At 71.6% G+C, this 25,982-nt stretch carries 20 protein-coding genes; 12 read left to right on the plus strand and 8 right to left on the minus strand.

What is annotated here, in order from left to right:
* Nucleotides 1–16: 16 nt before the first annotated feature.
* Nucleotides 17–868, minus strand: coding sequence for a class I SAM-dependent methyltransferase (locus tag HNQ70_RS00580; RefSeq protein ID WP_183963273.1), 852 nt, complete (start codon nt 866–868; stop codon nt 17–19).
* Nucleotides 869–1,007: 139 nt separating this feature from the next.
* On the opposite strand from HNQ70_RS00580, the gene HNQ70_RS00585 reads away from it, so the two are divergent.
* Complete coding sequence (locus HNQ70_RS00585) at nt 1,008–3,056, plus strand: transcriptional regulator (protein ID WP_343060571.1); 2,049 nt, start codon at nt 1,008–1,010, stop codon at nt 3,054–3,056.
* Nucleotide 3,057: 1 nt separating this feature from the next.
* Here HNQ70_RS00585 and HNQ70_RS00590 read toward each other — a convergent pair whose 3' ends face one another.
* A complete protein-coding gene (locus tag HNQ70_RS00590; RefSeq protein WP_183963275.1) occupies nt 3,058–5,385 on the minus strand; it encodes a molybdopterin cofactor-binding domain-containing protein in 2,328 nt (775 codons plus the stop codon).
* A 19-nt stretch (nt 5,386–5,404) separates the two neighbouring features.
* The gene (locus HNQ70_RS00595) at nt 5,405–5,893 is read right to left on the minus strand and encodes a (2Fe-2S)-binding protein (protein WP_183963277.1); all 489 of its coding nucleotides are present in this window, start codon (nt 5,891–5,893) and stop codon (nt 5,405–5,407) included.
* Nucleotides 5,894–6,088: 195 nt separating this feature from the next.
* On the opposite strand from HNQ70_RS00595, the gene HNQ70_RS00600 reads away from it, so the two are divergent.
* From HNQ70_RS00600 to HNQ70_RS00615, 4 genes are all read left to right on the plus strand, one after another.
* The gene (locus HNQ70_RS00600) at nt 6,089–7,189 is read left to right on the plus strand and encodes a 6-phosphofructokinase (RefSeq protein WP_183963279.1); all 1,101 of its coding nucleotides are present in this window, start codon (nt 6,089–6,091) and stop codon (nt 7,187–7,189) included.
* A 95-nt stretch (nt 7,190–7,284) separates the two neighbouring features.
* Nucleotides 7,285–8,466 carry an NYN domain-containing protein gene (locus HNQ70_RS20015; protein ID WP_246434602.1) on the plus strand — a complete coding sequence of 394 codons (1,182 nt, stop codon included), beginning with the start codon at nt 7,285–7,287 and terminating at the stop codon, nt 8,464–8,466.
* A 124-nt stretch (nt 8,467–8,590) separates the two neighbouring features.
* Nucleotides 8,591–9,742, plus strand: coding sequence for an acyl-CoA dehydrogenase family protein (locus tag HNQ70_RS00610; RefSeq protein ID WP_183963281.1), 1,152 nt, complete (start codon nt 8,591–8,593; stop codon nt 9,740–9,742).
* Complete coding sequence (locus HNQ70_RS00615; protein WP_183963283.1) at nt 9,739–10,842, plus strand: acyl-CoA dehydrogenase family protein; 1,104 nt, start codon at nt 9,739–9,741, stop codon at nt 10,840–10,842. The genes HNQ70_RS00610 and HNQ70_RS00615 overlap by 4 nt, the downstream gene beginning before the upstream one ends.
* Before the next feature lie 24 nt (nt 10,843–10,866).
* Here HNQ70_RS00615 and HNQ70_RS00620 read toward each other — a convergent pair whose 3' ends face one another.
* On the minus strand, nt 10,867–11,532 hold the full coding sequence (locus HNQ70_RS00620; protein ID WP_183963285.1) for a response regulator: 666 nt from the start codon (nt 11,530–11,532) through the stop codon (nt 10,867–10,869).
* Between the two features lie 91 nt (nt 11,533–11,623).
* Between HNQ70_RS00620 and dusA the strand changes: the two genes are divergently transcribed.
* On the plus strand, nt 11,624–12,640 hold the full coding sequence (gene dusA, locus HNQ70_RS00625) for a tRNA dihydrouridine(20/20a) synthase DusA (protein WP_183963287.1): 1,017 nt from the start codon (nt 11,624–11,626) through the stop codon (nt 12,638–12,640).
* Nucleotides 12,641–12,710: 70 nt separating this feature from the next.
* On the opposite strand, the gene HNQ70_RS00630 is transcribed toward dusA, so the two are convergent.
* Together HNQ70_RS00630 and HNQ70_RS00635 are read right to left on the minus strand one after the other, a co-directional pair.
* Complete coding sequence (locus HNQ70_RS00630; RefSeq protein WP_183963289.1) at nt 12,711–14,474, minus strand: cation:proton antiporter domain-containing protein; 1,764 nt, start codon at nt 14,472–14,474, stop codon at nt 12,711–12,713.
* Entirely contained in the window at nt 14,471–14,836 is a 366-nt protein-coding gene (locus HNQ70_RS00635) for a DUF2069 domain-containing protein (RefSeq protein WP_183963291.1), read from the minus strand. Before HNQ70_RS00635 ends, HNQ70_RS00630 begins: the two co-directional genes overlap by 4 nt.
* Nucleotides 14,837–14,863: 27 nt before the next feature.
* Here HNQ70_RS00635 and HNQ70_RS00640 point away from each other — a divergent pair, with 27 nt between their 5' ends.
* Nucleotides 14,864–16,099, plus strand: a complete 1,236-nt coding sequence (locus HNQ70_RS00640; RefSeq protein WP_183963293.1) for a YihY family inner membrane protein — start codon at nt 14,864–14,866, stop codon at nt 16,097–16,099.
* Between the two features lie 33 nt (nt 16,100–16,132).
* On the opposite strand, the gene HNQ70_RS00645 is transcribed toward HNQ70_RS00640, so the two are convergent.
* Entirely contained in the window at nt 16,133–16,954 is an 822-nt protein-coding gene (locus HNQ70_RS00645; RefSeq protein WP_183963295.1) for an alpha/beta fold hydrolase, read from the minus strand.
* Between the two features lie 57 nt (nt 16,955–17,011).
* The gene (locus tag HNQ70_RS00650; protein WP_183963300.1) at nt 17,012–18,307 is read right to left on the minus strand and encodes an O-acetylhomoserine aminocarboxypropyltransferase; all 1,296 of its coding nucleotides are present in this window, start codon (nt 18,305–18,307) and stop codon (nt 17,012–17,014) included.
* A gap of 122 nt (nt 18,308–18,429) precedes the next feature.
* Between HNQ70_RS00650 and HNQ70_RS00655 the strand changes: the two genes are divergently transcribed.
* The 5 genes from HNQ70_RS00655 to HNQ70_RS00675 are packed head-to-tail and all read left to right on the plus strand — an operon-like array spanning nt 18,430 to nt 25,966.
* A complete protein-coding gene (locus HNQ70_RS00655; protein WP_183963305.1) occupies nt 18,430–20,208 on the plus strand; it encodes a response regulator in 1,779 nt (592 codons plus the stop codon).
* 22 nt (nt 20,209–20,230) lie between these two features.
* The gene (locus HNQ70_RS00660; protein WP_343060572.1) at nt 20,231–20,599 is read left to right on the plus strand and encodes a response regulator; all 369 of its coding nucleotides are present in this window, start codon (nt 20,231–20,233) and stop codon (nt 20,597–20,599) included.
* Nucleotides 20,589–21,050, plus strand: a complete 462-nt coding sequence (locus HNQ70_RS00665) for a chemotaxis protein CheW (RefSeq protein ID WP_183963309.1) — start codon at nt 20,589–20,591, stop codon at nt 21,048–21,050. The genes HNQ70_RS00660 and HNQ70_RS00665 overlap by 11 nt, the downstream gene beginning before the upstream one ends.
* Nucleotides 21,051–22,439 (plus strand): methyl-accepting chemotaxis protein, encoded by a 1,389-nt coding sequence (locus HNQ70_RS00670; protein WP_183963311.1) that lies wholly within the window; start codon nt 21,051–21,053, stop codon nt 22,437–22,439.
* Nucleotides 22,436–25,966 (plus strand): hybrid sensor histidine kinase/response regulator, encoded by a 3,531-nt coding sequence (locus HNQ70_RS00675; RefSeq protein WP_183963313.1) that lies wholly within the window; start codon nt 22,436–22,438, stop codon nt 25,964–25,966. The genes HNQ70_RS00670 and HNQ70_RS00675 overlap by 4 nt, the downstream gene beginning before the upstream one ends.
* Nucleotides 25,967–25,982: the final 16 nt, after the last annotated feature.

Consider the following 25,982-nt stretch of genomic DNA (forward strand, 5'->3'; position numbering starts at 1 on the left):
CTGCGCGGCGGATCCGTCAGCGTCGCGCGATCACGATCTCCAGGTATTCGCCAGGCACCACCATCGTGTGGTCGCCCGAGCGGTTGAACTTCCCGGCGAGCTCGACGAGGTCTTTCCCGAGCGCCTCCTGCGCCGGCCCGTCGAGCGCGGCGAAGGCCTTGAGGACCGGTCCGTACCAGGTCCGGAAATAGTCGACCCAGTGCTGCGGCGACGGATATCGGAAGACGAACTGGCGCGGCGCCGCCTGGATCGAGCTGGCCTGCGCCTCGAACATCTCGGCAATGCGCGCAGGGGTGCCCCACAAGGCTGGCGAACGCGCCCCCGCCGCAGGCGGCACATGCCTGCCGATGGTCTTGAAGAGCTGGCCGATGAAGCCGTCGGGGGTCCAGTTCGCAAGCCCGATCCGGCCCCCTGGGCGGCAGACGCGCAGCATTTCGGCTGCGGCCCGGTCCTGGTCGGGGGTGAACATCACGCCGAAGGTGGAGACGACGACGTCGAAACGGGCGTCGGCGAAGGGCAGCGCTTCGGCGTCGGCTTCCTGGAACGAGAGCTCGAGTCCGTCCGCGGCGGCGCGCGCGCGGGCGCGTTCCAGCAGGGCGGGCACGTAGTCGGTGGCGACGACGTCGCACCAGCGTCGCGCGGCCGCGAGTGAGGCGTTGCCGTTGCCGGCAGCGACGTCGAGCACCTTCTCTCCCGGGCGCAGGTCGAGCGCCTCGCAGAGACTCTCGCCGACGATCTGCAGGGTGGTTCCGATCCGCGCATAATCGCCCGAGGACCATGCCAGTTGCTGACGGGCCTTGATCGCGGCCAGGTCGGGCTGGGCGGCTGCGGGTCGATCCTGGGTGCTGCTGGTGATGACGGTATCCATGGCGTTGGCTCCGTTGGGTCCTGGGGGTTGCCGCTCCGCTTGCCTGGGAGCGGTCACTTCGAGGTCCAGTCCTTTGAACGGATCGCGACCTCGGTGTTCAACGTAAGCCCCGAACGTGGAGGCGAGCGTGGTAAGCGGCGTGGAATCGAAGGCGGTCTGCGCAGCGGCTGACCCTGCGGGCGCAAGCGCCGTCGGCATCCGCCTGCGGATGCTCGGCCCGCTGGAAGTGTGGCGCGACGCCAGGCGTGTCACGCTGCCAGCGTCTCGCAAGGTCCGCGCGCTCCTGTGCTGGCTCGCGCTCTCCCCGCGGCCGGTCGCGCGCGGCCAGTTGTGCGAGCTGTTCTGGGAAGGGCCCAGCGATCCGCGGGGCGAGCTTCGCTGGTGTCTGAGCAAGATCCGGAGCGTCGTCGACACCCCGGGACGGTCCCGTGTCCAGGGCCTGGACGACGCGGTCGCTCTCGACCTGGCTGACTGCTTCGTCGACGCGATCGACGTCGCGCGAGAACTCGAGCACGGCGTCGCTGCGATCGACCGCGTGCGGCAGCGGGAGCTCCTGGCGCTCTTCCAGGGCGAGTTCCTCGAGGGACTCGAACTCGGTCGGAATCCGGGCTTCGATGCGTGGCTGACCGCACAGCGGCGTCGGTTCCGTTCCCTCCAGGCCGCCCTGCTGGATCGGATCGTCGGGCAGGCCGGCGACGACGAGGTGTTCGGGTACCTGGAGCAGTGGCTCAGGCTGTGTCCCTTCGAGGCGCGGGCGCATCGCATTCTTCTGGACACGCTCGCGCGGCTTGGGCGGGTGCGTGAAGGCGACGAGCACATGGCGGTGAGCGCGCGGCTGTTCGAGGCCGAAGGGATGGACTTCGGCCCCGTGCGCGACGCCTGGCGCTCGGCAAGGGGATCTTGCATCGAAGCTGGCATGGAATCCGGCCTGGAACCGGCCCCTGCACCGGTCCCCTGGCGGGAATCGGCCGACAGCATCGACGAAGGCGTGGCGCTCGCAACGCGTCGCGCGTCACTGGCGGTGATGCCGTTTCACGACGGCTCCGCTGTCGCCGGCGCCTTTCGCGGCGTCGGCGACGCGCTGGTCCACGACACGATCACCCGGCTCGCCAAGCTGCGCAGCCTGTTCGTGATTGCCGACGGTACTGTGTTCGCCCTGCATGAGCGAGGCGTCGCCGCACATGAGGCGGCGCGATTGCTGGACGTCGATTATTTCGTCGGCGGATCGGTCGGCTGGGCGGGCGATCGCCTGCGGGTTTCGGTGGAACTGGTCGAGACCGGAAGCGCCCGCATCGTCTGGTCGGAAACCTTCGTCCGGCGGGCGCAGGACGCCTTTTCGGTGCTGGACGAGATCAGCGACATGATCGTCTCCTCGGTGGCCGGCGAGATCGAGACCCTGGAGCGCAATCGCGCAATCCTTCTGCCGCCGGATTCCCTGGACGCATGGGAGGCGCACCACCGCGGCCTCTGGCACATGTACCGCTTCACGAAGGACGACAACGCCCTTGCCCGCCACTTCTTCGAGGTGGCGCTGCGGCTGGACCCGAGCTTTTCGCGTGCCTGGGCGGGACTGTCCTTCACGCATTTCCAGGACGCGTTCCAGGGCTGGTCGTCACGCGCGCCGGGAACGACGCGAGCGCTCGAGGCTGCCGCCCAGGGACTGCTGGCCGACGACCACGATCCGGCGGCGCACTGGGCGATGGGGCGCGCGCTCTGGCTGCGCGGCGAGCACGCGCCGTCGGTGCTCGAACTCGAGCGGGCGGTCGACCTGAGCCCCAACTTCGCGCTCGGCCACTACACCCTGGCCTTCGTTCACTCGCAGGCGGGCGACCCGCTCGCTGCGATCGCCAGCGCGGACCTGTCGCGGCACCTGAGCCCGTTCGACCCGCTGCTGTTCGGGATGCTCGGCGCGCGCGCAATGGCGCACGTGCGGCTTGGTCAGTTCGAGGAGGCGGCACGCTGGGCGGTCAAGGCGGCCGCCCGCCCCAACGCGCATCCGCACATCCTCGCGATCGCGGCGTTCAGCCTGGCGCTGGCGGGCACGCTCGGCGACGCCCGCGCGCAGGCCGCCGCGATCCGCCGCGCGCTGCCCCGTTACTCCTTCGCCGACTTCGAGGAGGCATTCCGCTTCGACGAGCCGGGCGCTGAGCTGTTCCGGGAAGGCGCCCGACGGATCGGGATGGCCTGACTCAGGCGCCGCTCAGCGCGCGCCAGACCTTCTCGGGCGTAAGCGGCATCTGCATCGCATAGGCCCGCTCGCCGGCGCCGGCGCGGGCCACCGCGTCGATCACCGCGTTGACCACCGCCGGCGTGGCGCCGATGGTGCCCAGCTCGCCCACGCCCTTGACGCCCAGCGGGTTGGTCAGGCAGGGCGTGGACTGGTCGAGTTCGGTGCGGAAGCCCTTGACCATGTCGGCGCGCGGCATCGCGTAATCGAGGAAGCTCGCGTTCAGCGGCTGGCCGCTCTCACGGTCGTAGACCAGGTGCTCGCAGAGCGCCTGGCCCAGGCCCTGGACCGCGCCGCCGTCGAGCTGGCCGCGCACGATCATCGGGTTGACCACGCGACCCACGTCGTTGACTGACGCGTAGGACGCGACCTCGACGACGCCGGTGTCGGGGTCGATCTCGACTTCGCAGACGTGGCAGCCGTTGGGCCAGCTGGGGCCTTCGACGCTGCTGGTCGAGTCGATGAAGACCTGCCGGTCGGGCTGGCGTTTCGCGAGCTCGAACAGCTCGATCGAGCGGTCGGTGCCGGCGATGCGGAACACGCCTGCCTCGTATTCGATGTCGCCGGGCGCGGCTTCGAGCGCGTCCGCGGCCAGGTCGGTCGCCTTGTCGACGGTCTTGCGCGAGGCCACCTGCACCGCCGAGCCGCCGGTGAACAGCGAGCGCGAACCGGCGCTGCCGAAGCCGGTGCCGCGGTCGGTGTCGCCCTGGACGATGCGGATCCTGTCGATGGAAACTCCGAAGACGTCGACTGCCAGCTGGGCGTAGCTGGTGGCGATGCCCTGGCCCATCGCCTGGGTGGCGGAGAAGATCTCGATGTAGCCGTCGCCCGAGACCTGGACGGTGACCCGCTCCTCGAATGCGTTGCCGCCGGTCCATTCGAGGAAGGTGGCCAGGCCCAGCCCGCGCAGCCGGCCGCGGGCGCGCGACTGCGCTTCGCGGGCGGCGAAGCCCGTCCATTCGGCCAGCGCCAGGCCCTGGTCCATCACCGACTCGAAGCTGCCGCTGTCGTAGGTCTGGCCCATCGCGTTCTTGTAGGGCATCTGCGCGGGCCGGATCATGTTGCGCCGGCGGATCTCGGTGCGGTCGATGCCGGTCTTGGCGGCGGCCGCGTCCATCAGCCGCTCGACGATGTAGATGTTCTCGGGCCGGCCGGCGCCGCGGTAGGCGCCGGTGGGCGCGCAGTTGGTGAGCACCGCGCGCAGGTCGAAGTCGATCACCGGGATGTCGTAGATGCTGGTGGCCACCCAGGGGCCGATCAGCAGCTGGATCGCCACGCCGGTGGCGGTGGCGTAGGCGCCGACGTTGGCCAGCGACTTCACGCGCATCGCCAGCACGCGGCCGTTGGCATCGAGCGCAAGCTCGGCGGTGCTGAGCACGTCGCGGCCATGGACCGCCGCGAGGAAATCGTCGCTGCGCTCGGCGATCCACTTGACCGGTCGCTGCAGCGAGCGCGCGGCCCAGGCGACCACCGCATCCTCGGGGTAGACGCCGGTCTTCATGCCGAAGCCGCCGCCGACGTCGCCGACGGTGACGCGGATCCTCTCCTTCGGGATGCCGAGCACATCGTCGGCCAGCGTGTTGCGCACCGCGGTGGGCATCTGGCTGCTCAGGCGGATGTCGATCCGCTCGGTGGCCGGGTCGAAGCTCGCCAGCACGCCGCGGGTCTCCATCGGGGAGGGGGCGAGCCGCTGGTTCTCGAGCTCGAGCGACACCCGGTGCGCGGCGGAAGCGAAGGCGGCTTCGGCCTTGGCCGCGTCGCCATGGCGCATGCCGGCGGCGAAGTTGTCCGGGATCTCGGGCCAGATCAGAGGAGCGCCCTCTGCGGTGGCGTCGCGCAGGTCGACCACGGCCGGCAGGTCCTCGTAATCGACGAACACCGCGTCGCGCGCGTCGCGGGCCTGGTCGCGCGTCTCGGCCACGATTGCCGCGACCGCCTCGCCGGCGAAGCGCGCGATCTCGTGCGCGAGCACGTGGCGCGGCGGCGAGGCGCCCGGCGAGCCGTCGGGACGCGGGAAGCCGGCCGACACCGGCAGCGGGCGCACACCGGCGGCGACCAGGTCGGCGCCGGTGATCACGGCGAGCACGCCCGGCATCGCGAGCGCTGCGGAGACGTCGATCGAGGCGATCCTGGCGTGCGCGTAGGGAGAACGCAGGAAGATGAGGTGGGTCTGGCCGTCGAGGCTCACGTCGTCGGCGAAGCGGCCTGCGCCGCTGACGAGCGCGGGATCTTCGATGCGGCGGACGGCATGGCCGCTGCCGAAGCGGCCGTAGTTGGCGTCTTTGCTCACGCGATGTCTCCGGGCGGGGTCAGCGGGGGCGGGCGACGGACTTGCCGGCCATCGTGGCCGACGCCTGGCGCACCGCCTCGACGATGTTGGTGTAGCCGGTGCAGCGGCACAGGTTGCCGTCGAGGGCTTCGCGGATCGTGTCGTCGTCCGGCTCGGGCGTCTCGGCGAGCAGCGCCGCGGTGGTCATGATCATTCCGGGCGTGCAGAACCCGCATTGCAGGCCGTGGCAGTCGACGAAGGCCTGCTGGATCGGATGCAGCGCCTGCATGCTGCCCAGGCCCTCGATCGTGGTGACCGAGCAGCCTTCGGCCTGCACCGCAAGCATGGTGCAGCTCTTGACGGCGCGGCCGTCGACCAGGACGGTGCAGCAGCCGCACTGGCTGGTGTCGCAGCCCTGGTGGGTTCCGGTGAGTCCCAGGCCGTCGCGCAGGACCTCGACGAGCAGCTGGCGGTTCTCGACATCGCGGGTGACGGCCTGGCCGTTCACTGTCATCTTGACTGTGGTCATGGCGGATCGCTGGAACGAAGGGTGGACGATGTTAACCCGGAAGGAGCGGGCGCCCGCATGCCCGCGGGGCGCCCCGTGGAATGCGCCCCGCCTCGGTTCCGTCGCAATCGCACGGCAGAATGGCGGCTTGCGGCGGGCGCCGGCGACCAGGGCCAACGCCGGCGGGCCCGGCAATCATCGAGGACGATCGAAGGCATGACATATCAGGCGAGGCGGATCGGGGTGCTGACCGGCGGGGGCGACTGCCCCGGGCTCAACGGGGTGATCCGCGCGGTGACCAAGACCGCACAGAACGACTACGGCGCGACCGTCATCGGCATCGAGGACGGCTTCGAGGGCCTGGTGGAGGGCCGGATGCGCGAGCTCACCCACCAGGAGGTGTCGGGAATCCTCGGTCACGGCGGCACCATCCTCGGTTCGTCCAACAAGGGCGATCCCTGGCACTACCCTGTCGAGGTGTCCGAGGGGCGCATCGAAGTGCAGGATCTCTCCTACCGCGCGCTGCGCAACGTCGAGCGCTGGGGGCTGGACGCGCTGGTGGCGATCGGCGGCGACGGCACGATGCACATCGCCAGCCGGATGATGGACGCCGGGGTCAACATGGTCGGGGTGCCCAAGACGATCGACAACGACGTGCCCGGCACCGACGTCACCTTCGGTTTCGACACCGCGGTCACGGTGGTCTGCGAGGCGATCGACCGGCTTGCCACCACCGCCTCCTCGCACCACCGCGTGATGGTCGTCGAGGTAATGGGGCGCTACGCCGGCTGGATCGCGCTGATGGGCGGCGTGGCCGGCGGCGCCGACGTGATCCTGCTGCCGGAGATTCCGTTCTCCTGGGAGCCGGTGTTCGGCAAGGTGCACGAGCGGCAGAGCCTGCACAAGCGCTTCACGATCGTCTGCGTGGCCGAGGGCGCGCGCCTCCCCGATGGCGACGAGGTGGTCGCCGAGATGGACAAGAAGCGCACCGACCCCAAGCGGCTGGGCGGGATCGGCGCGATGGTGGCGCGCGCGATCGAGGAGGGCACCGGGCACGAGACCCGGGCCACGGTGCTGGGACACCTGCAGCGCGGCGGCGCGCCTACGGTGGCCGACCGGGTGCTCGCCACCGGCTTCGGCGCGGCCGCTGCGCACTGCGCGGCACGCGGCGAGTTCGGCGTGATGGTGGCTTCCCGCAACGGGATCATCCTGCCGGTGCCGATCGCGGAGGCCGTCGCCGGCCAGCGCCGCGTGCCGCCGGACCACCACCTGGTCGCAGCCGCGCGCTCGGTGGGCACCTGCTTCGGGGACCGTTAGGGCCGCGGATCGCGTATCGTCCCGGTGTTGGCGGCGCCTCGCCGCCCTTCGAATGAGGAATGCACTTGGCAGCGAACCGGGACGACACGCAGAACATGGCCGTGTTCTGCGACTTCGAGAACGTGGCCCTCGGCGTCAAGGACGCCCGCTACAGCCAGTTCGACATCAGCAAGGTGCTCGAACGCCTGCTGCTCAAGGGCAGCATCGTGGTGAAGAAGGCCTATTGCGACTGGGAGCGCTACCGCGAGTTCAAGGCAGCGATGCACCAGGCATCCTTCGAACTGATCGAGATCCCGCACCTGCGGATGTCCGGCAAGAACTCCGCTGACATCCGCATGGTCGTGGACGCGCTGGACCTCTGCTACACGAAGTCGCACGTCGACACCTTCGTGATCATCAGCGGCGACTCCGACTTCTCGCCGCTGGTCAGCAAGCTGAGGGAGAACGCGAAGACCGTGATCGGGGTGGGCGTGAAGAACTCCACCTCGGACCTGCTGATCGCCAACTGCGACGAGTTCATCTACTACGACGACCTGGTGCGCGGCCAGCCGTCCGCCAGCCGCACGCGTGCGGCCGCCCGAGGCGCAGCGGTGCGGGCCCGTCCCGAGGCAGCGAAGGCCGTGGCCGGCAAGCCGGAAGCGGCCAGGGGCGATGCTCAGAAGGGTGATGCTGCCAAGGGCGATTCCGTCAAGGGCGATGCCGTGAAGGCCGACGCCCCCCGGCGTCGCGGCGCCAAGGGCACAGCCAGCAAGGCATCAGCGCGCAACGGAGCCGCAGCCGATCAGCCCGAGATCGAGAACGAACCCGAGGCCGCCGCCACGGTGCCGGCCTGGTATCCGACCATCGTGGAGGAGTCGCCAGACGCCGAAGCGCAGGGCGCCGAGGGCATGGCGGCCGGTGCCGAGTCCGGTACCGCATCCGGGACCGCATCCGGGACCGCATCCGGGACCGAGCCCGGGATCGAGCCCGGGACCGAGTCCGGGACCGAGTCCGAGCCCGGCGCATCGCATGAGTCCTCGCCCGAAGAGCGCGCGCAGCAGGCGCTCGACCTGGTGGTCGACACCATCGAGGCGCTCGCCGAGGAACGCGGCGAGGACGAGAAGATCTGGGGATCGATGGTCAAGCAGACCCTCAAGCGCAGGCGGCCCGGCTTCAACGAGACCTACTACGGCTACCGCTCCTTCAACCGTCTGCTCGAGGAGGCGCGCGAGCGCGGGCTGATCGAGCTGGAGCGCGACGAGAAGTCCGGCGGCTACACGGTGCGAAGCCTCGCCTGAACGGGCCGCGGCGCAGGCCGCGGCAATTCGAGACAGGGAGGCGCAGCCGGCAGGAGGCGCCCCGGGCCGTTGCCGGCGAGTGCGTTAGCATCGCACTCCTGTCCACTGCAAGAAGCTTCCAGCCATGCTGCCTGCACTCGAGATCGAGCGCATCCCCGACGAGGACGAGGCGCTGCGGCCCGCCATCCGGGCCTTCCTCGACGCGGAACTGCCCGGGACGTCCGCCGCCCAGCGCTCGCGTTCCTGGATGGGATACGACGAGGAATTCAGCCGCAAGCTCGCCCGCGCGGGCTTTGTCGGGATGATGCTGCCGCGCGAATACGGCGGCGCAGCGCGCTCGCCCTTCGCGCGCTTCGTGGTCGTGGAGGAACTGCTCGCACGCGGCGCTCCTGTCGCGGCGCACTGGATCGCCGACCGCCAGAGCGGTCCACTGATCAACCGCTTCGGCACCGAGTCCCAGCGCCAGTTCTACCTGCCGCGGATCTGCCGTGGCGAGGCCTTCTTCTGCATCGGCATGAGCGAGCCCGACTCCGGCTCCGACCTGGCCAGCGTGCGCACGCGCGCGGTGCCCGTGGACGGCGGCTGGAAGCTGAACGGCAGCAAGATATGGACGACCATCGCCCACCATGCGCATTACATGATCGCGCTGGTGCGCACCTCGGGCACGCCGGAGGACCGGCAGAAGGGGCTGTCGCAGCTGGTCATCGACCTGAAGGCGCCCGGTGTGAAGGTGCGGCCGATCTGCGACCTGGCCGGCGACGAGCACTTCAACGAGGTGCACTTCGAGGACGTGATGCTGCCGGCCGACGCGCTTGTGGGCGCTGAGGGTGCCGGCTGGGCCCAGGTAAACGCCGAGCTCGCGTTCGAGCGCAGCGGTCCCGAGCGGCTGCAGTCGAGCATCGTGCTGTTCGACGAGCTGATCGCATGGCAGCGCGCTCGCGGCGCGATCGACGCCGTGGCGGCGGCCGAGATCGGCGCCATCCAGGCGCGCCTGGTGGCATTGCGGGCGATGTGCCTGGCGGTCAACGGCAAGGTTGCGCGTGGCGAGCAGCCGCTGCTCGAAGCGGCAGTGGTGAAGGACCTGGGGACCGAAGTGGAACAGGCGATCGGCACGATTGCCGCGCGCCTGTGCGGCGCCGATCCGACCGATCCGCCGCCCGCATCGCTGATGGCGGCGCTGGCCTACGTGCTGCAACTGGCGCCCACCTTCTCGCTGCGCGGCGGCACTCGTGAAATTCTGCGCGGGATGATCGCCCGCGGGCTGGGGCTGCGATGAACCAACTGAACTCTCGACCGGACGACGAAACCCGGGACATGCTCGCCGGCTCGGCCGAGCGCCTCCTGACCGATCTCTGCACGCCTGCGCTGCTGCGCGCGGTCGACGCCGGCAGCGATCCAGAGCATCGGCGGCAGGCGTCGGCCGCGGGCCTGGGCGCCGCCGCACCGCTGTGGAACGCGATCGTCGACGCGGGCCTGCACCTTGCCACTGCGCCGGAAGCGGCCGGCGGGACGGAGCTGGGCTGGCGCGACGTGGAGCCGCTGGTGCGGCTGGCAGGACGCTTCGGCGCGCCGGTGCCGCTGGCGGAGATGCTTGCCGCGCATGCGCTTGCACGACTGGCGGGCGTGGAGTTGCCGGAGGGCATCGCCACGCTGGGCGTGGTGCAGGGCAAGGGCACGGCGTCGGGGGCGATCGTTGCCAACGGAGTTGCGTTCGCCGGCGCCGCCCGGACGGTGCTGGTTTCGGTGCCCGTTGGGGCCTCCGGAGCCCACAGGCTTCTCGTGCTCGAGCGCACTGCCGCTGCGGTGGAGCAGGGTCTGAACGTCGCCGGGGAGGAGCGTTCGCGACTGAGCTGGGAGCGCCCGGAGCCGCTGGCGTCCGGCCTGTTGCCCGAGGGCGTCACGGTGCTGCTGGCCGGAGCCGCGATCCGCGCGGCTCAACTCGCTGGCGCCTGCGAGCAGGTACTGCTGATGTCGACCCGCTACGCCAACGACCGCATCCAGTTCGGCCGTCCGATCGGGAAGTTCCAGGCGATCCAGCAGCAGCTGGCGTTTGCGGGTTCGTGGACCGGGCTGGCGGCGATCGCTTCGCAGCTTGCGCTAGCAGACCGATCGGTGAGCCTGGACGCGACCAGGGTGGCCAGCGCCAAGCATGTTGCGGCCAGCGCGGCAGAGTTGTGCGCAGGCATCGCCCATGCGGTGCACGGCGCGATCGGCGTCACCTCGGAATACGACCTGCAGCTGCATTCGCGTCGTCTTTACAGCTGGGCAGGCGAGCACGGCTCGGCGCTCTACTGGAGCCGCGTGCTGGGCGAGGCGACGCTTGCTGGCGACGCTGAGCGCAGCTGGGACGGGATCGTCGCCGCCACCACGGTCTAGGGCCGGGCGGCGGCGCGGCCCGCGTCAGTCGGAGAACTGCAGGCCGATTCGGCTTGCGGCGATGACCGCCTGGGTGCGGTTGCTCACGCCCAGCGCGCGCAGCACCGCGCTCACGTGGACCTTGACCGTGCCTTCAGCAAGGGCGAGCTGCCGGCAGATCAGCTTGTTGGGCAGCCCGCGCAGGATGAGGCGCAGCACGTCGACCTGACGCTCGGTGAGGCCCAGCCGGCGGGGATCGGCGCTGCGCATTGCCGCGTTGTGGTCGCCACGCAGGCGCAGCGGCTGCTCGCCGGCGAGGATCTGGGGCGGAACGTAGGCGCAGCCCGATGCCACCAGCCGCAGCGCGCTGCGCATCTCCGGGTCCGGCAGGATCTTGGGGATGTAGCCGGCGGCGCCGAGGTCCAGGCAGCGCACGATCATCGGGGCATCGGATTCGGCCGAGACGACCACGACGCGCGAATCGGGGTGCTGGCGGCGCAGCGACACCAGGCCTTCCACCCCCGCGGTGTCCGGCAGGCGGAGATCGAGCAGGATGAGATCGACCTTCTGCTCGCCGCGCAGCAGCCGAAGCGCGTCGTCGAGGCGGCTGGCCGACAGCACCTGGCAGCCGGGATCGAACTCGGCGAGATCCTGCGCGATGGCGCGGTGGATGATGGGATGGTCGTCGACGATCAGGAACTTCCTGGGCATGAGTGTTTCTCCCCGAGTGGTCCGGCCATGCCGGTGATTGTGTTTGTCCATGAAAATTATTCCCGCCCACCAACGAAGTAAAGTCTGCCGAATGGATGACCCCAAGCCGCTCGACCCCGCGCAGGACGGTGCGCACCGCTTCAGCGTTGCGCCGATGCTCGACTGGACCGATCGGCACTGCCGCTTCTTTCACCGGCAGCTGACCGGGCGCGCGCTGCTCTACACCGAGATGGTGACCACCGGCGCGCTGCTCCATGGCGACCAGCCGCGGCACCTCGATTTCGACGCTGCCGAGCATCCGGTGGCGCTGCAGCTCGGCGGCAGCGAGCCCGCGGACCTGGCGCGCTGCGCGCGCCTCGGCGAGCAATGGGGCTACGACGAAATCAACCTGAACTGCGGCTGCCCGAGCGAGCGCGTGCAGCGGGGCGCTTTCGGGGCCTGCCTGATGGCGGAGCCGGCGCTGGTGCGCGACTGCGTGCGGGCGATGTGCGACGCCGTGGCGATCCCGGTGAGCGTCAAGCACCGGATCGGCATCGACCGGGTGGAGGACTACGGTTTCGTGCGCGACTTCGTCGGCACCGTGGCCGAGGGCGGGGCGCGCACCTTCATCGTGCATGCCCGCAATGCCTGGCTTGCCGGACTGAGCCCGAAGGAGAACCGGGAGATTCCGCCGCTGCGCTACGAATTCGCGACCGCGCTCAAGCGCGACTTTCCCCACCTGTGCATCGTGCTCAACGGCGGGCTGCACACGCCCGGCGAGGCGCTCGCGCACCTGGGGCAATTGGACGGGGTGATGCTCGGTCGCGCCGCCTACCACGAGCCCTGGCTGCTGGCCGGGGTGGATCCGCTCTTCTTCGGGGCCCCGGCGCCTGCGACGGACCGCTTCGACGTCATCGACCCGATGATCGCTTACGCGCGTCGCCACGTAGCATCGGGCGGACGGCTGCGCGAAGTCACCCGCCATCTGCTGGGCCTGTTCAACGGCCTGCCGGGCGCCCGGCGCTGGCGGCAGCTGCTGTCAGACGCGCGCCGGCTTGCTGCCGACGATCCGGCGCTGATCGCAGAGGCGGCCGACTGCGTGGCGTCGCCGCGCCTGGCGACGTCGTAGCGGGGCTCCCTGGCGGGCGCTCCGGGCAGCCAGTCGCGGCAGGCGACCGCGTCAGGCGCGCCGAGCGCCGCTAGTCCCGGGGCAGTGCCGCGTGGGAAGGCACGGGGATGGCCGCCATCCGCAAGGCCCGCTGCTGGTCGAGGAGGACCTGGACCGCCTCGCGCGGGATGCCGCAGTGCTCGGTGACCGCGCCGGCCAGCTGCAGGCCGGCTTCGAGGGTCTCGGGAATCACGGTGGTCGCGCCGGCTTCGATCAGCGCCCCGGCGTGCGCTTCATCGCGGGCGCGGGCCAGGATGGGCAGGTCCGGCGCCGCCGCGCGGATCGCCCGTACCGCGCGCAACGCGGCCGGCGCATCGTCCATCGTGAGCACAGCTGCGCTGGCCGACTGCACGCGGAGCGCCTTGAGGAGCTCGGCGCGACCGGCATCGCCGACGAAGACCGGCAGACCGCGGCGGTGATGTTCGCCGGCAGCCGCGGCGTCGTTGTCGAGCGCAGCCCAGGGGATCTGGCGCTGCTCGAGGATTTCGGCCACCAGGCGCCCGACGCGGCCGAAGCCGGCGATCACGACGTGGTCCTGCAGGCTGGGCAGGTCCGGCATGGCGTCGGCGACGGCGGCCTGTCCGCGCGCGCTGAGGCGGCCCGCCAGCGTCCGGCCCAGGCTCGCCGCGAGCGGGGTGATCATCATCGAGAGTCCGACGACCAGCATCATGAAACGCGCAGTGGGGTCGGGCAGCAGGCCGCTCGCCAGCGCCACGCCGATCACGATGAACGCGAACTCGCCGCCCTGGCCGAGCATCAGCCCGGCCTCGAGCGCGGTGGCCCGCGGCAGCCCGTGCAGGACCAGCACGCCGGCAGTCAGCAGCGCCTTGATCGCGAACAGCCCGAGCACCGAGAGCGGCAGCCAGACCGGATCGCGGACGATCGCCATCAGATCGATGTTCATGCCGACCGACAGGAAGAAGAGCCCCATCAGCAGCTGCCGGAAGGGCTCGATCATCACCTCGATCTCGTGCCGGTACTCGGTCTCGGCGAGCACCAGGCCGGCGAGCAGCGCGCCCAGCGCCATCGACAGGCCGGCGAGCTGCGTCAGGCTGGCGATGCCGAGGGCGCACAGCACGGTGAGCGCCATCAGCACGTCGGGCTGGCGGCCGGATGCCATCTGCCGGAACACCGGCCGAACCACCCGGCTGCCCACGCCGTAGATGATCACGATCGCCGCGACTGCCTTCAGCAGCGACAGGCCCAGCGCCGGCAGCAGCGCGTCGGTTCCCTTGCCCAGCGCCTGGGCGAGAATCATCACCGGCACCACGGCCAGGTCCTGGAACAGCAGCACGGAGAAGGTCGCCCTGCCGAGCTGGGTGCCGAGCTGGCGCTGGCTGGCCAGCAGCTGGATCACGATCGCAGTCGACGAGAACGAGAGCACGAGGCCGAGCATCACCGCGGTCTGCGGCGGATTGCCGAACAGCCAGGCGACGAGGCCGACGGCGAGGCTGCACACCACGACCTGGGCGGTGCCGGCGCCGAACACCCAGCGGCGCATCGCCCACATTCGCCCCACCGACAGGTCGAGGCCGATCGCGAACATCAGGAACAGGACGCCGACCTCGGCGAGCGCCAGTGCGCCTTCCTCCCGCGGGATGGTGAACCAGCCGATCCAGGGGGCCTGCTGCGCGAAGGCGCCGAGTCCGAAGGGTCCGAGCGCCGCGCCGACCACCAGGAAGCCGAGCACCGCATGGACGCGCAGGCGCTGCAGCAGCGGGATGAGCAGCCCCGCCAGTGCCAGGAAGACGAGGGTTTCGCGCAGGTGGGGGAGGGTGGTGGCGTGCTCGGTCATCGCGGCGGCGTGGCCTGCGTGCCGGAGGCCGCCGCCCGCGCGGCCCGCACGAAGGCGAGGATGGCGCCGAAGGCCAGGCAGGACAGCGCGATCTCGCCGCCGGCCAGCAGCGCGCTTGCGCCGCCGTCGCTGGTGGCGCGCACCAGGCCCTCGGCGAGGTAGGCAAGGATGGCCATCGACCACCACTGATAGGCCCGGACCCGGCCGCGCGCGATGGCCGGGAGCGCGAGCAGCAGCGGCAGCACCTTGAGCGCGAGCATCGATCCGCCGGGGCGCAGCGGCGCCAGCCAGAGCTCCCATGCGAGGCCAAGCGCGACGAGCCCAGCGAAGGCGGCAACGGTGAGACGGCGGGCGGATTCCATTGAGTGGCGAGGCTATCATAGGCGCGCATGTCCCCTGCGCCCGCCACCTTTGTCCGTCGAGCGCGCGTCCTGGCGCTCGCCCTGGCGCGCCAGGGCGCCCGGCTGCAACTGCCCGAGACCGCCGCCAGCCTGGTGCTGCTCACGCTGCTCGCCCTGGTTCCGGTGATCACGATCGCGGTGTCGCTGCTCGGGGCGCTGCCGCTGTTCTCACCCTTCAGGGATGCGGTGCTCCGCTTCCTCGCAGCCAACTTTCTGCTGCCTTCGTTCAGCGACACGCTGGTGCGGCTGCTCGACCAGTTCTCGGCGAAGGCGAGCGAGCTTTCGGCGGTGGGCGCCGTGGTGTTCTTCGCCACCGCCTTCACTGCGCTGCTCACGCTGGACCGCACGATGAACAGGATCTGGGCGACGCCGCATCCGAAGTCGTTCTCGCGCCGCCTCAGCGTCTACTGGACCTTCCTCACCCTGGGCCCCTTGCTGCTGGCCGCCAGCATCGCGGTCAACGGGATGATCGTGAGCGAGCTGCTGGTGCCGGCCGGGATGCCCGGCGCCGAGCGCGCCTGGCTGCACGTGCTGCCCTGGCTGACCACCCTGGTGGGACTGACGCTGCTGTACCGGCTGGTGCCGAACGCGCCGGTGCGCTGGGGCGAGGCCTTTGCCGGGGCGCTGGCCGCGGCGATCGTGCTGGAGCTGCTCAAGCGCGGGCTCGCGTTCCAGGTGGCGCGGCTGCCGACCTACACGGTGGTCTACGGAACCTTCGCGGCGCTGCCGCTGTTCCTGATCTGGCTCTACCTGCTGTGGCTGACCATCCTCGCCGGGGCGCTGCTCGCGGCCAGCATCCCCTACTGGGGCGCCGGCATGACGGTGCACCTGGCGTCGAGCGTGGCCGACCGGTTCCAGATGGCCGAGGGCGCGCTCGATGCGCTGGCGCGGGCCGCGCGCGAAGGGCGTCCGTCGGTCTCGGTGGGCGAACTGCGCGAGCTGTTCGATGGCGATCCGGCGCGGGCCGTGGAGACGGCGCGGATGCTCGCCCGGCTGGGCTACATCGACCGCTACTGGCGGCTTGTCGAGACCTCCGGCGATGCCGAACGCGCCATCTGGGAGGAGCGCTGGGCGCTGGCGCCCGGGGCTGGCCAGCGCACCCTCAGGCCATTGTTCGAGTGGCTGTGGCGGGGGGAGCCCTCGGGCCGGGCCTCGCTTGCGGTGGAGGACTTCGACCTGGCGCGCATCGATCTGCCGCTGGCCGAGACGGCGAAGCCCGGCTGACCGGCGCTGGAGCCAGACGAACGGCGCTGGAGCTCAGGCCCCGACGGGCGCGGGCCGCTCCATCCCGGCGAGGAAGCCGCGCAGCGCGGCCAGCACTGCGTCGGGTCGCTCGTCTGTCATCGCGTGGCCGCAGCCCGGGATCTCGACGATGCTGGCGTCGGGCATCGCGTCGATCAGGCTGCGCGCTCCGCGCAGCGGCGTCATCATGTCGCGCGCGCCGAGCACGAACAGCGCGGGGCAGCTCATCGCCCCGGCGCGCTCCAGGCCGCCTTCGTAGGCGTTGCAGGCGTTGAAGTCGTTGAACAGCACGCCCGGCTTCTGGCGCTCCATCAGCCGCCGCCCCTGGTTCAGCACCGAGAAGCCGGGACCTGGAGACCCCGGCCGGTGCGTGATGCCGGTTCTCGACCACATGTTGATCATGTCGAATGCGCTGGCCTCGTCCTCGCGCGCCGCGGCGAGCAGCGCGTCGGACACCTTCATCGGGAAGGCGGTGCCCACCAGGGCGACGCGATCGACGCGCGAGGGCTCGCTGCCCGCGGCCTCGATCGCGATCAGCGAGCCCATGCTGTGGCCGACGATGGCCGCGCGCCGGACGCCGGCGGCGTCGAGCAGCCGCAGCACCCAGTCGCTCATCGCTTCGATGGTGGTCAGCAGGGGTCCTTCGCTGCGCCCGTGGCCGGGCAGGTCGACGGCCAGCACCGAATACCCGTGATGGGCGAGGTAGCGCGTCTGCAGGATCCAGATGCTGTGGTCCTGCTGTCCGCCGTGGACGAAGACGACGGTGGGTAGGGCAGGGTCGAAGATCCTGCCGCCCGTATAGGCATAGGCCTTGCGGCCCGCGACGTCGAGGAGCATCGGTTCAGTCTCCGGTGGCAGCGCCGGGAGGAGAGGGGGCGCGCGGCGCGCTCGCAGTCATCGCTTACCCGCCGCCTTGAAGGCCCGCTTGAGGTCGTCGACCAGGTCGTCCGGATCTTCCAGGCCGACCGACAGGCGCAGCGTGCCTTCGCCGATGCCGGCTGCGGCCAGCGCCGCCGCGTCCATCCTGAAGTGGGTGGTCGAAGCCGGATGGATCACCAGGGAGCGCGCGTCGCCGACATTGGCCAGGTGCGAAAAGATCTGCAGCGACTCGACGAAGCGCCTGCCGGCCGCTCGGTCGCCCGCGAGGTCGAAGCTGAAGACGGCCCCCGCGCCGCGCGGCAGCAAGCGCTTCGCGAGCGCATGGTCCGGGTGGGACTCGAGCATCGGGTGGGACACTTTCGAGACCATCGGATGGCCGGCGAGGAACTCGGCCAGGCGCATCGCGTTATCGACGTGGCGCGCCATCCGCAGCGGCAGCGTCTCGATCCCCTGCAGGATCTGGAAGGCGTTCATCGGACTGAGGCAGGCGCCGAAGTCGCGCAGGCCCTCGCGGCGGGCACGCAGCAGGAAGGGCGCGACCGTCGATTCCTCGGCGAACACCATGCCGTGGAAGCCCTCGTAGGGTTCGGTTAGCTCGGGGAACTTGCCCGACGCCAGCCAGTCGAACTGGCCGGAGTCCACCAGCAGGCCGCCGACCACCGTGCCGTGGCCGCAGAGGAACTTGGTGGCCGAGTGATAGACGAGGTCGGCGCCGTGATCGAAAGGGCGGATCAGCCACGGGGTGGTGAAGGTGGAATCGACCAGCAGCGGCACGCCGTGCCCGTGGGCGATTTCGGCCACGCGCGCGATGTCGAGAACGTCGAGCCCGGGGTTGCCCAGCGTCTCGCCGAACAGCAGCCGGGTTTCGGGTCGCAGCGCGGCGCGCCAGGCGTCGACATCGCGCGGGTCGACGAAGGTGGTGTCGATGCCGAAGCGGCGCAGCGTGTAGTCGAGCAGGTTGTGCGAGCCGCCGTACAGCGCCCTGGAGGCGACGATGTGCGAACCGGCGCCGGCCAGCGTCGCGATCGCCAGGTGCAGCGCCGCCTGTCCGCTGGCCGTTGCGATCGCGCCGACGCCCCGCTCCAGCGCCGAGATGCGCTCTTCGAGCACCGCCACCGTCGGGTTCGTGATCCGGGAGTAGACGTGGCCGGACTGTTCCATGTTGAACAGTGCGGCCGCCTGGTCCGAATCCTTGAAGACGAAGGCGGTGGACAGGTATATGGGGGTGGCGCGGGCGCCGTGGTCGGAGTCGGGCAGGGCGCCGGCATGCAGCGCGAGCGTGTCGAAACCGTGGTAATCGCGTTGGCTCATGCGGCGATCCTAGCATGGGGGGGGCGGGGTCCGAGGGGTCTGAGCCCCGGTCAGTGGCTCGGCTGGTGTGCCTCCGTCGGGGGGGCTGGCCGGCGCCGATCGTCGGGCGCGCACCGCCCCGATTGGCCAAACGCGACGGGAAGCCTTACCCTCCCCGGCCGACGCTGGGACAATACGGTCAGGTTGCGCGCAGTGCGTTCGCGTCGCCGCCGCCAGCCGCCCAAGCGAAGCAGGAGCGTAGGAAGATGAGCGAGAAACCGGTGTACAGGGTGGGGGCCGCGGGCCTCGATCCCCGCGACTGGCGGCTGATCGAGATCGTGTTCCGGCATAGCCAGTACAACCGGTTCGAGTTTCGGCTGGCCGCGCGGATCGATGCCGAGACGATCGACGTGCTGATCGCGAATCCCGCCGACCCGGATGGGGTGGAGGCCCTGGCCTGCATTGGCGAGGCGTCGCGGCGGATTCCCTTCGTCGAGGCGGTGCCGCGCGGCGCGTCGGCCTCGTCGCCGCACGCGATCTCGATCGAGCGCCTCACCCTCCAACTGCTGCCGGTTTTGAACCGGGTGGTCGAACTCGAACTGCAGGGTGCGGTGGCGGGTGCATCCGTGGATGCGGTGTCGACGGATGTCGGCGCGGTACCGGAGTCGGTCGCAAAGGCCGGGGTTCCAGCCGACGCCGGGGCCCTTGCCGGGACGGTTGCCGACCGCGGGACGGTCGCCGATTCCGGGACGGTCGCCGATTCCGGGACGGTCGCCGATGCCGGGACGGTCGCCCATGCCGGGACGGTCGCCGATGCCGGGACGGTCGCCGATGCCGGGACGGTCGCCCATGCCGGGACGGTCGCCGATGCCGGGACGGTCGCCGATGCCGGGGGCGACGCAGCCGCGGCATCGGAGCCGTTGCCGGAGCCCGCTGGGCCGTGGACCCCGGGCCGTCTGGAAGGCTCCCTTGCCGCGCCGCTGCTGCAGCGGTCCGCGAATCCGCTGGCGCCGCACGGATCGCTGCCACTGCGCGGTGAGGCGCCAGCCCCCTCCGAGCCCAACGTCGCCCGGCAAACCGCCACTGGCGAGCCCGCCCATCCGGCGCGGGACGCTGCGGTTCGCGCAGGAATGCACGCTTCCCGGCCGGCGCCTGCGGTCGCAACGGCCTCGGCAGCGCCCGCTGTGCCCTCGGCCGTGGCACCGCCGCCGGGCCGGCTCGCCGAGCAGCCGGCGCAGTCCCTCAACCCGCTTGCGCCGCGCCCCGATCAGCTCATGCCGGACACCGCAGCCCGTCCGCCCGCCGGGAGCTCGCCGGCTCCCCGGCAGCCGGTCCAGCGGCCGCAGCCCTCCAGGGGGGATGCCGCGGCGGCCGCGGCGCGCTCCAACCTGGTGAGCTTCCCGCGCCAGGGCGCCGGCGAGCGCGGCGCCACGACGCGGCTGCGCGTGCTGGTGGTCGACGACAGTCCGACAGTGCGCCGCCAGCTCGGGCTCGCCTTCGATCGTCTGGGGCTCGAGTGCGAAGCAGCGTCCAGCGCCGCGGAGGCTCTGCGCAGCCTGGACGAAGGCCATTTCGACCTGATCCTGGTCGACGTGGTAATGCCCGACATGGACGGCTACCGGCTCACGCGGGAGATCAAGCGCAACCGGCGGCTTCGCGGCCTGCCTGTGATCATCCTGACCAGCCGCTCCTCGCCTTTCGATCTTGCCCGCGGCGCCCTGGCCGGCTGCGACACCTACCTGACCAAACCGGTGCCGTTCCGGGCGCTGGAAAAGGCGGTGCTCAGGCAGTTGCGACGCTCGCTTGCGATCGACGATCTCGGCGCCTTGGTGCGCAGCGCCGCCGAGCCGGCTGCGCCGGAGCCCCCGGCGTCGACGGCAGCGCAGACGCTGGGGCGCGTCGCGCGCCTGTTCGGCCGCTGATGCCGCACTGCGGAGCGGCATGGTGACGCAGGCCCGGCTGGCGCTGGTAGTCGACGATTTCGCGCCCGAGCGCGAGCGGATCGGCGGAATTCTTGCCGGTGCCGGCTGGCGGGTGAGCGTGGCGGCGAGCGGCGAGGACGCGCTCGCGCGGGCTCGCCGGGAGCGGCCCGAGATCATCTTCATGGACATCGTGATGCCCGGCATGGACGGCTTCGAAGCCTGTCGGCGGCTTGCCGACGACCCCCACACCCGCGCGATCCCGGTCGTGTTCGTCTCCACCAAGTGCCAGCGTGCCGATCAGGTCTGGGCGCGAATGCAGGGCGGCAGGGAACTGATCGGCAAGCCGTATTCACCGTCGCAACTGGTCGGGGCGCTCCGGCATGCCGGCTGAGCGGCAGGCTGCGGCAGGCGCGCAGGCGCCCGAGCGCTTCGGCGTGCTGGTCGCCGGCGTTCCCCTGCTGCTGCCCGCGGTGGCGCTGGAGCACGTCGCGGCGGCCACGGTGTTCCCGCTGCCCGGCGCGGGCGAGCATGTCCTCGGGCTCATGCAGTTGCGCGGCCATCCGGTGGTGGTCCTGGACGCGGGGCCGGCTGCCGAGCAGCGCAGGGCGCCCGCGCACCGTGCGTCCCTGCTGGTGATCGGCACGCCGCCCGAGGCGGGCGCGCTGGTGGTCGACGGGGCGCCACGGGCGGTGCGCGTCGCAGCGGGCTGTCCGCAGGCGGGCCGGCCGCAGGCGTCCTTTGCCGACGCGCTCGGCGAGGCGCTTCAGGATGCGGACGACGGATCGACGCTCTGGTGGCATTTCGATCCCAGGAAGCTGTTCGAACTCCTGGCGGGGCGCTGAATGGGGCGGCCGCAGGCTCGAATCCGGACGGGGCCGATCGCGCTGCGGCTGGGCCTGCTCGTGCTCGGGGCGGCGCTCGCTCCGGTACTGCTGATGGCGGCCGTGCTGGCTGCCTCCGGCGCGGCGGCAGGGGGCGCGCTCTGGGTCGCCGTCGCCGCGGCGGCGCTGGCCGGCGCGGGTCTTGCGCTGGCGGTGGCGGGCTGGTTTTCGCGGCGCGTCGGCGCGCGGCTGGCGCGGGTGGGCGACGTTCTGCATGAGCTCTCCGCCGGTGTTTCCTCGGCGCGCACCGGGCTGGCCGACGATGACGAGGTCGGCGCGGTCGGCCAGGCCCTCGACCGGCTGTTCGACCGGCGCATCGAGGCCTTGCAGCGGGCGGCGCGCGACAGCGAGGAGCTCAACGATTCGGTGATCGAGATCATGCAGGCGGTCGGCACCATCGCGAGCCGCAAGGACCTGACGATCCGCGTGCCGGTGACCGAGAACGTGACGGGGGCGATCGCCGACGCGCTGAATCTGCTCACCGATGAGACGCGGCGGCTGCTGCTGAGCGTGCGCTCGGTGTCGCAGGACGTTGCGCGGGCGACCGTGGCGGTGAAATCGCAGTCCGACACGGCGGCTCGCGCGGCAGCGCGCGAGCAGCGCGAGGTGGAGTTCGCCGCCCGCGAACTGGCGGCAGCGGCCCAGGCGCTCGACGCGATCGCGGCGCGTGCGCGCGCCTGCAACGATGCGGCCGGCCGCGCGGTCGAAGCCGCAGGGGAGGCGATGCGGACGGTGGAAGGAACGGTTCAGGGGATCGCGCACTCCCGTTCGCTGATCCGTGAGACCGAGAAGCGCATCAAGCGCCTGGGCGAGCGCTCGCAGGAGGTGGGGCAGGTGGTGGGAATCATCCGGGACATCGCGGAGCGGACCGGCATCCTGGCGCTGAACGCGTCGATGCAGGCGGCAGCGGCAGGGCCGGCGGGGCGCAGCTTCGCGGTGGTGGCGGACGAGGTCAAGCGGCTGTCGGAGTCCGCGCGGTCGGCCACCGTCGAGATCGGCGACCTGGTCGGCGCGATCCAGTCCGAGACGGGCGAAACCACGGTGGCGATGAACCAGGCGATCTCGCGGATCGTCCAGGTGAGCAGGCTGGCCGAGGAAGCCGGCGCCGGGATGCTGCGCACCCGCGAGCAGACCGACGCGCTGGCGGCGACCGTGCGCGACATCGCCCGAACCTCGTCGGAGCAGGCCAAGGTGGGGGCTGCGCTCCAGGAGCGGGCGCGCATCATCCAGGAGGCCAGCAACGAGACCGCGCGGCAGCTTTCCCTGCAGGCGGCGGAAACCCTGCGGCTGGTCGAAAGCGCGAAGGCGCTGATGCGCGAGGTCAGCGTGTTCCGGTTGAGCGAGCGATGAGCGCCGGATCGATGCGCCCGGACGACGCAGCCGCCATTCCCTTCGAGCGCCTGAACGAGGCCTCGGTGGCGCTGCTCGACCCCTTGTTCGAGCCGCTTGCCGAGGCCGAGCCGCAGCGCACCGCTGCGCGTCTGGGCGACGCGATCATGCATTGCGCGCAGGTGGCCGATTCGCTGGGGCTGCGCAGCCTGAACTACCTCGCGACGCTGATGGTTCCCTACCTGCAGCGCGAGGCCGGCGGAGACGGGTGGCCAGGGACCCGGGATCGGATCGAAGGCTGGATCGGCCGGATCATCGCCTTCTGCGCCGGGCATGCGTCGCCGGAGGAGGCCACCCTGCTGGTCAACGACCTGCACTCCTGGCCGTCCTTTCCGGAGGTGCCCGAGCAGTTCGTGAACCTGATCGCAGCGCGGCTGCGCCAGGACTGCGCGCTGGTGGCGGAGCTGGTGGCGGAGCTGGCCAGTGCGCCTCCGATGGCCTCGGTGGCGCGCGACGAGCTCGAAATGCTGCTGGAGGCGGTCGAGGGCCTGGAGGCCGAGGTGATCGGGCCGCTGGCGGGCATCGGGCTGCCGCCGCCGCCGGCTGCGCTCGGCGCAGTGTCCGATCTCGTCGACCTCTGCCGCGAGCGGCTCGGCAATCTTGCCGGCGCGATGCGCTACGTCGGCCTGGCGCCTGCGGCGGACCTGCTTGAGCCGTGCCGGGAGAGCCTGGCGGCCTGGCGCGATGCCCCGGCCTCCGCCAGCCCCGAGGCCCCGGAGCTGCTGCACGGGCTGACCCAGGCCCTGGCGGCCTTCCTGCGCGATCCCGCCGGGCCTGCGCTCATGGCCCTCGAGGGCGCGTGCACCGACGCGCGCTGGCCGGTGCGCGGCGAGGGGGTCGGCGCGCAAGCACGGGCGGCGCTGCTCGGCCTGGAGGTGGTCGGGTCGCGCAGGATCGAGGCGCCATCCGGACAGCTCGACGCCGACGACGTTTCACTGGAGCTTGCGCCGGATGCCGACGCTTCGGTCCTGGGCCACCTTCTGCCCGAGCTGGCGGCGCTTTCGGCAGGGTTCTCCGAACAGATCGACCGGCTCGTTGCTGCGGCAGCGTCCGCGCAGGGCCGGTCCTGGCCTTCGGCCGAAAAGGTGGGCGAGGATGCGTGCGAAGAGGTGCCCGAAGAGGTGCCCGAAGAGGTGGCCGAGCCGCTGGCCGAAGCCCGGCGGATCGCGCACACGCTGAAGGGCGCTGCGAACACCGTCGGCATCCGCGGAATCGCGTTGCTGACCCACCGGCTCGAGGACCTGCTGCAGCTGCTCGGTGAGCGCAGCGGCACGCCGGATGCCGCCACCCGGAACGCGCTGACGGAGGCGGCCGACTGCCTCGCCGAGATGGCCGACGCAGTCGCTGGACTGGGCGAGGGCCCGGCGGATGCCCTCGGAGTGTGCCGCTCCCTCGGGGCGCACATCGACGCGCTGCTGTCTGCGGGGGCGCCACCAGACCGGCCAGAGGAGGCGCAGCCGCTGCCCGGCTTGCAGTCGGAGTCGTCCGGGCCGTCGCAGCAGGCGGGGCCCTCGTCTTCGCTCGAACCGCCGTCGACGCTGCCCGATGCCTGGGAGAGCGAGCCTTCCGCACCGTCGCCGGAGAGCGCGGCCTCTGCGCCGGCTCCCGCGCCGGCTCCCGCGCCGGCGCAGGTCGGCGAGCTGCTGCGCGTGCCGGCTTCGCTGCTGGACCGGATCCTCGATCTCGCCGGGGAGGCGGGCATCCTGCTCGCACGGGTCCAGGAGCAGGTCGATCAGCTGGGCGAAGTGCGCCAGGCCTTCCGCACCGACAGCGACCGCCTGCGGGTCCTGGCAGGGGAACTCGAGGGGCTGGTCGACATCCGCGGCGTGAGCCTGTCCGGCCGGCGCCCGGGCAGCGATTTCGACCCGCTCGAGCTCGACGACTTCAACGAACTCCACACCGTGTCCCGGCGCATCGCCGAAGCGGGCGCCGACGCCCGTGTGCTGGACCATCAGCTCGACCGGCAGGGGGCGGATCTTGCCGAGGCAGTGGGCCAGCTGGAGCGGGTGCAGACGGACCTGCGCGAGGCGGTGATGCAGTCTAGGCTGGTGCCGGTGCGGTCGGTTTTGCCGCGCCTGCAGCGGGTGGCCAGGCAGGCCGCGCGAATGGCCGGCAAGACGGTGGAGCTGACTGTTGCCGGCGAGGACACCGCAGTCGACGCGCGGCTGCTCCAGGGGCTCCTCGAGCCGATCGGCCACCTGCTGCGCAACGCGATCGACCACGGCATCGAGCCCGCGGCGGAACGCGAGCGCGCCGGCAAGGCGGCCGCCGGGCGCGTTTCGCTGCGCTTTGGACGCGACGGGCGCCGCCTGATCGTGCATTGCACCGACGACGGGCGCGGGCTCGATCTCGATGCGATCCGGGCGCGGGCGCAGGAGGCCGGGCTGATCGATCCCGCTGCGGCCCCGGGGCCGGAGGCGCTCGCCCGGCTGGTGCTGGAGCCCGGCTTCTCCACGCGCCGTCAGGCAACCCAGCTCTCGGGGCGCGGCATCGGGCTGGACGTGGTGCAGCGCGCGGTGCGGGCGCTGCGCGGCGAGATCGAACTAGCTGCGGCCGACGGCGCAGGCCTGGAAGTCCGGATCGAGGTTCCCGAAGGCATGGTTGCGATCCCGGTCGTGCTGGTGCGCACGCCCAGCCACGTGCTGGCGCTGTCGATCAGGGGCGTTGAGCGGATCCTCCCGGCAGACGGTGCGGTGCGCGACGACGCCGGCGCACTGCGCTTTGTCGGCGCCCACGGACTGGTGCCCGCGGTGCGGCTCGACGAGCTGCTCGGCCTTCCCGAAGGGTTCTTCGCGCGCGAGGCCGAGGCGGCGCGGCTGTCGGGGCGGCAGCACGCGGCGGCTGCGCCCGATCCGGGCGCGGGCGAGGTGGCGATGCTGGTGCGGGGCCTGGATGGGAGCAGGGTGGCGGTGCTCTCTCCGCCGCCCGGCCAGACCCGCAACGTGGTGGTGCGGCCGCTGCCGCCGTGGCTGCCGTCGACCTCCGCGGTCGAGGGCGCGACGGTGCTGGGCGATGGCGCGGTGGCGACGGTGCTCGACCTGCCGGCACTGGTGGCGCCCGGGGCTTCGCTGGCCGCCTCGCGTTTTCCGGAGCAGCAGATCCAGCGCCTGCCGGTGTGCCTCGTGGCGGACGATTCGGTCAGCGTGCGGCGCTCGCTGCAGCTGTTCCTCGAGGATCTCGGTTTCGAGGTGGATTCGGCGGCCGATGGCGTCGATGCGCTCGCGCTGGCCGCGCGCAGGGTGCCGGCGCTGGCGATCGTGGACCTGGAGATGCCGAGGATGAACGGGGTGGAGCTGTGCCGGGCGCTGCGCGCGGATCCGCGCACCCGCGAGGTGCCGGTGCTGATGATCACCTCGCGCAGCTCGGAGCGTCACCGGGCGCTGGCGCGGGAGGCCGGAGTCGACGTCTTCCTGACCAAGCCCTACGGCGAGGACGAACTGGCATCGGAGATCCGCCGCTGCCTTGTGGGCCGCACTGCACTGGGCTAGCATGGTCCGACGAGGC

The organism is Quisquiliibacterium transsilvanicum (assembly GCF_014202215.1).
In the GTDB taxonomy this organism is placed as follows: domain Bacteria; phylum Pseudomonadota; class Gammaproteobacteria; order Burkholderiales; family Burkholderiaceae_E; genus Quisquiliibacterium; species Quisquiliibacterium transsilvanicum.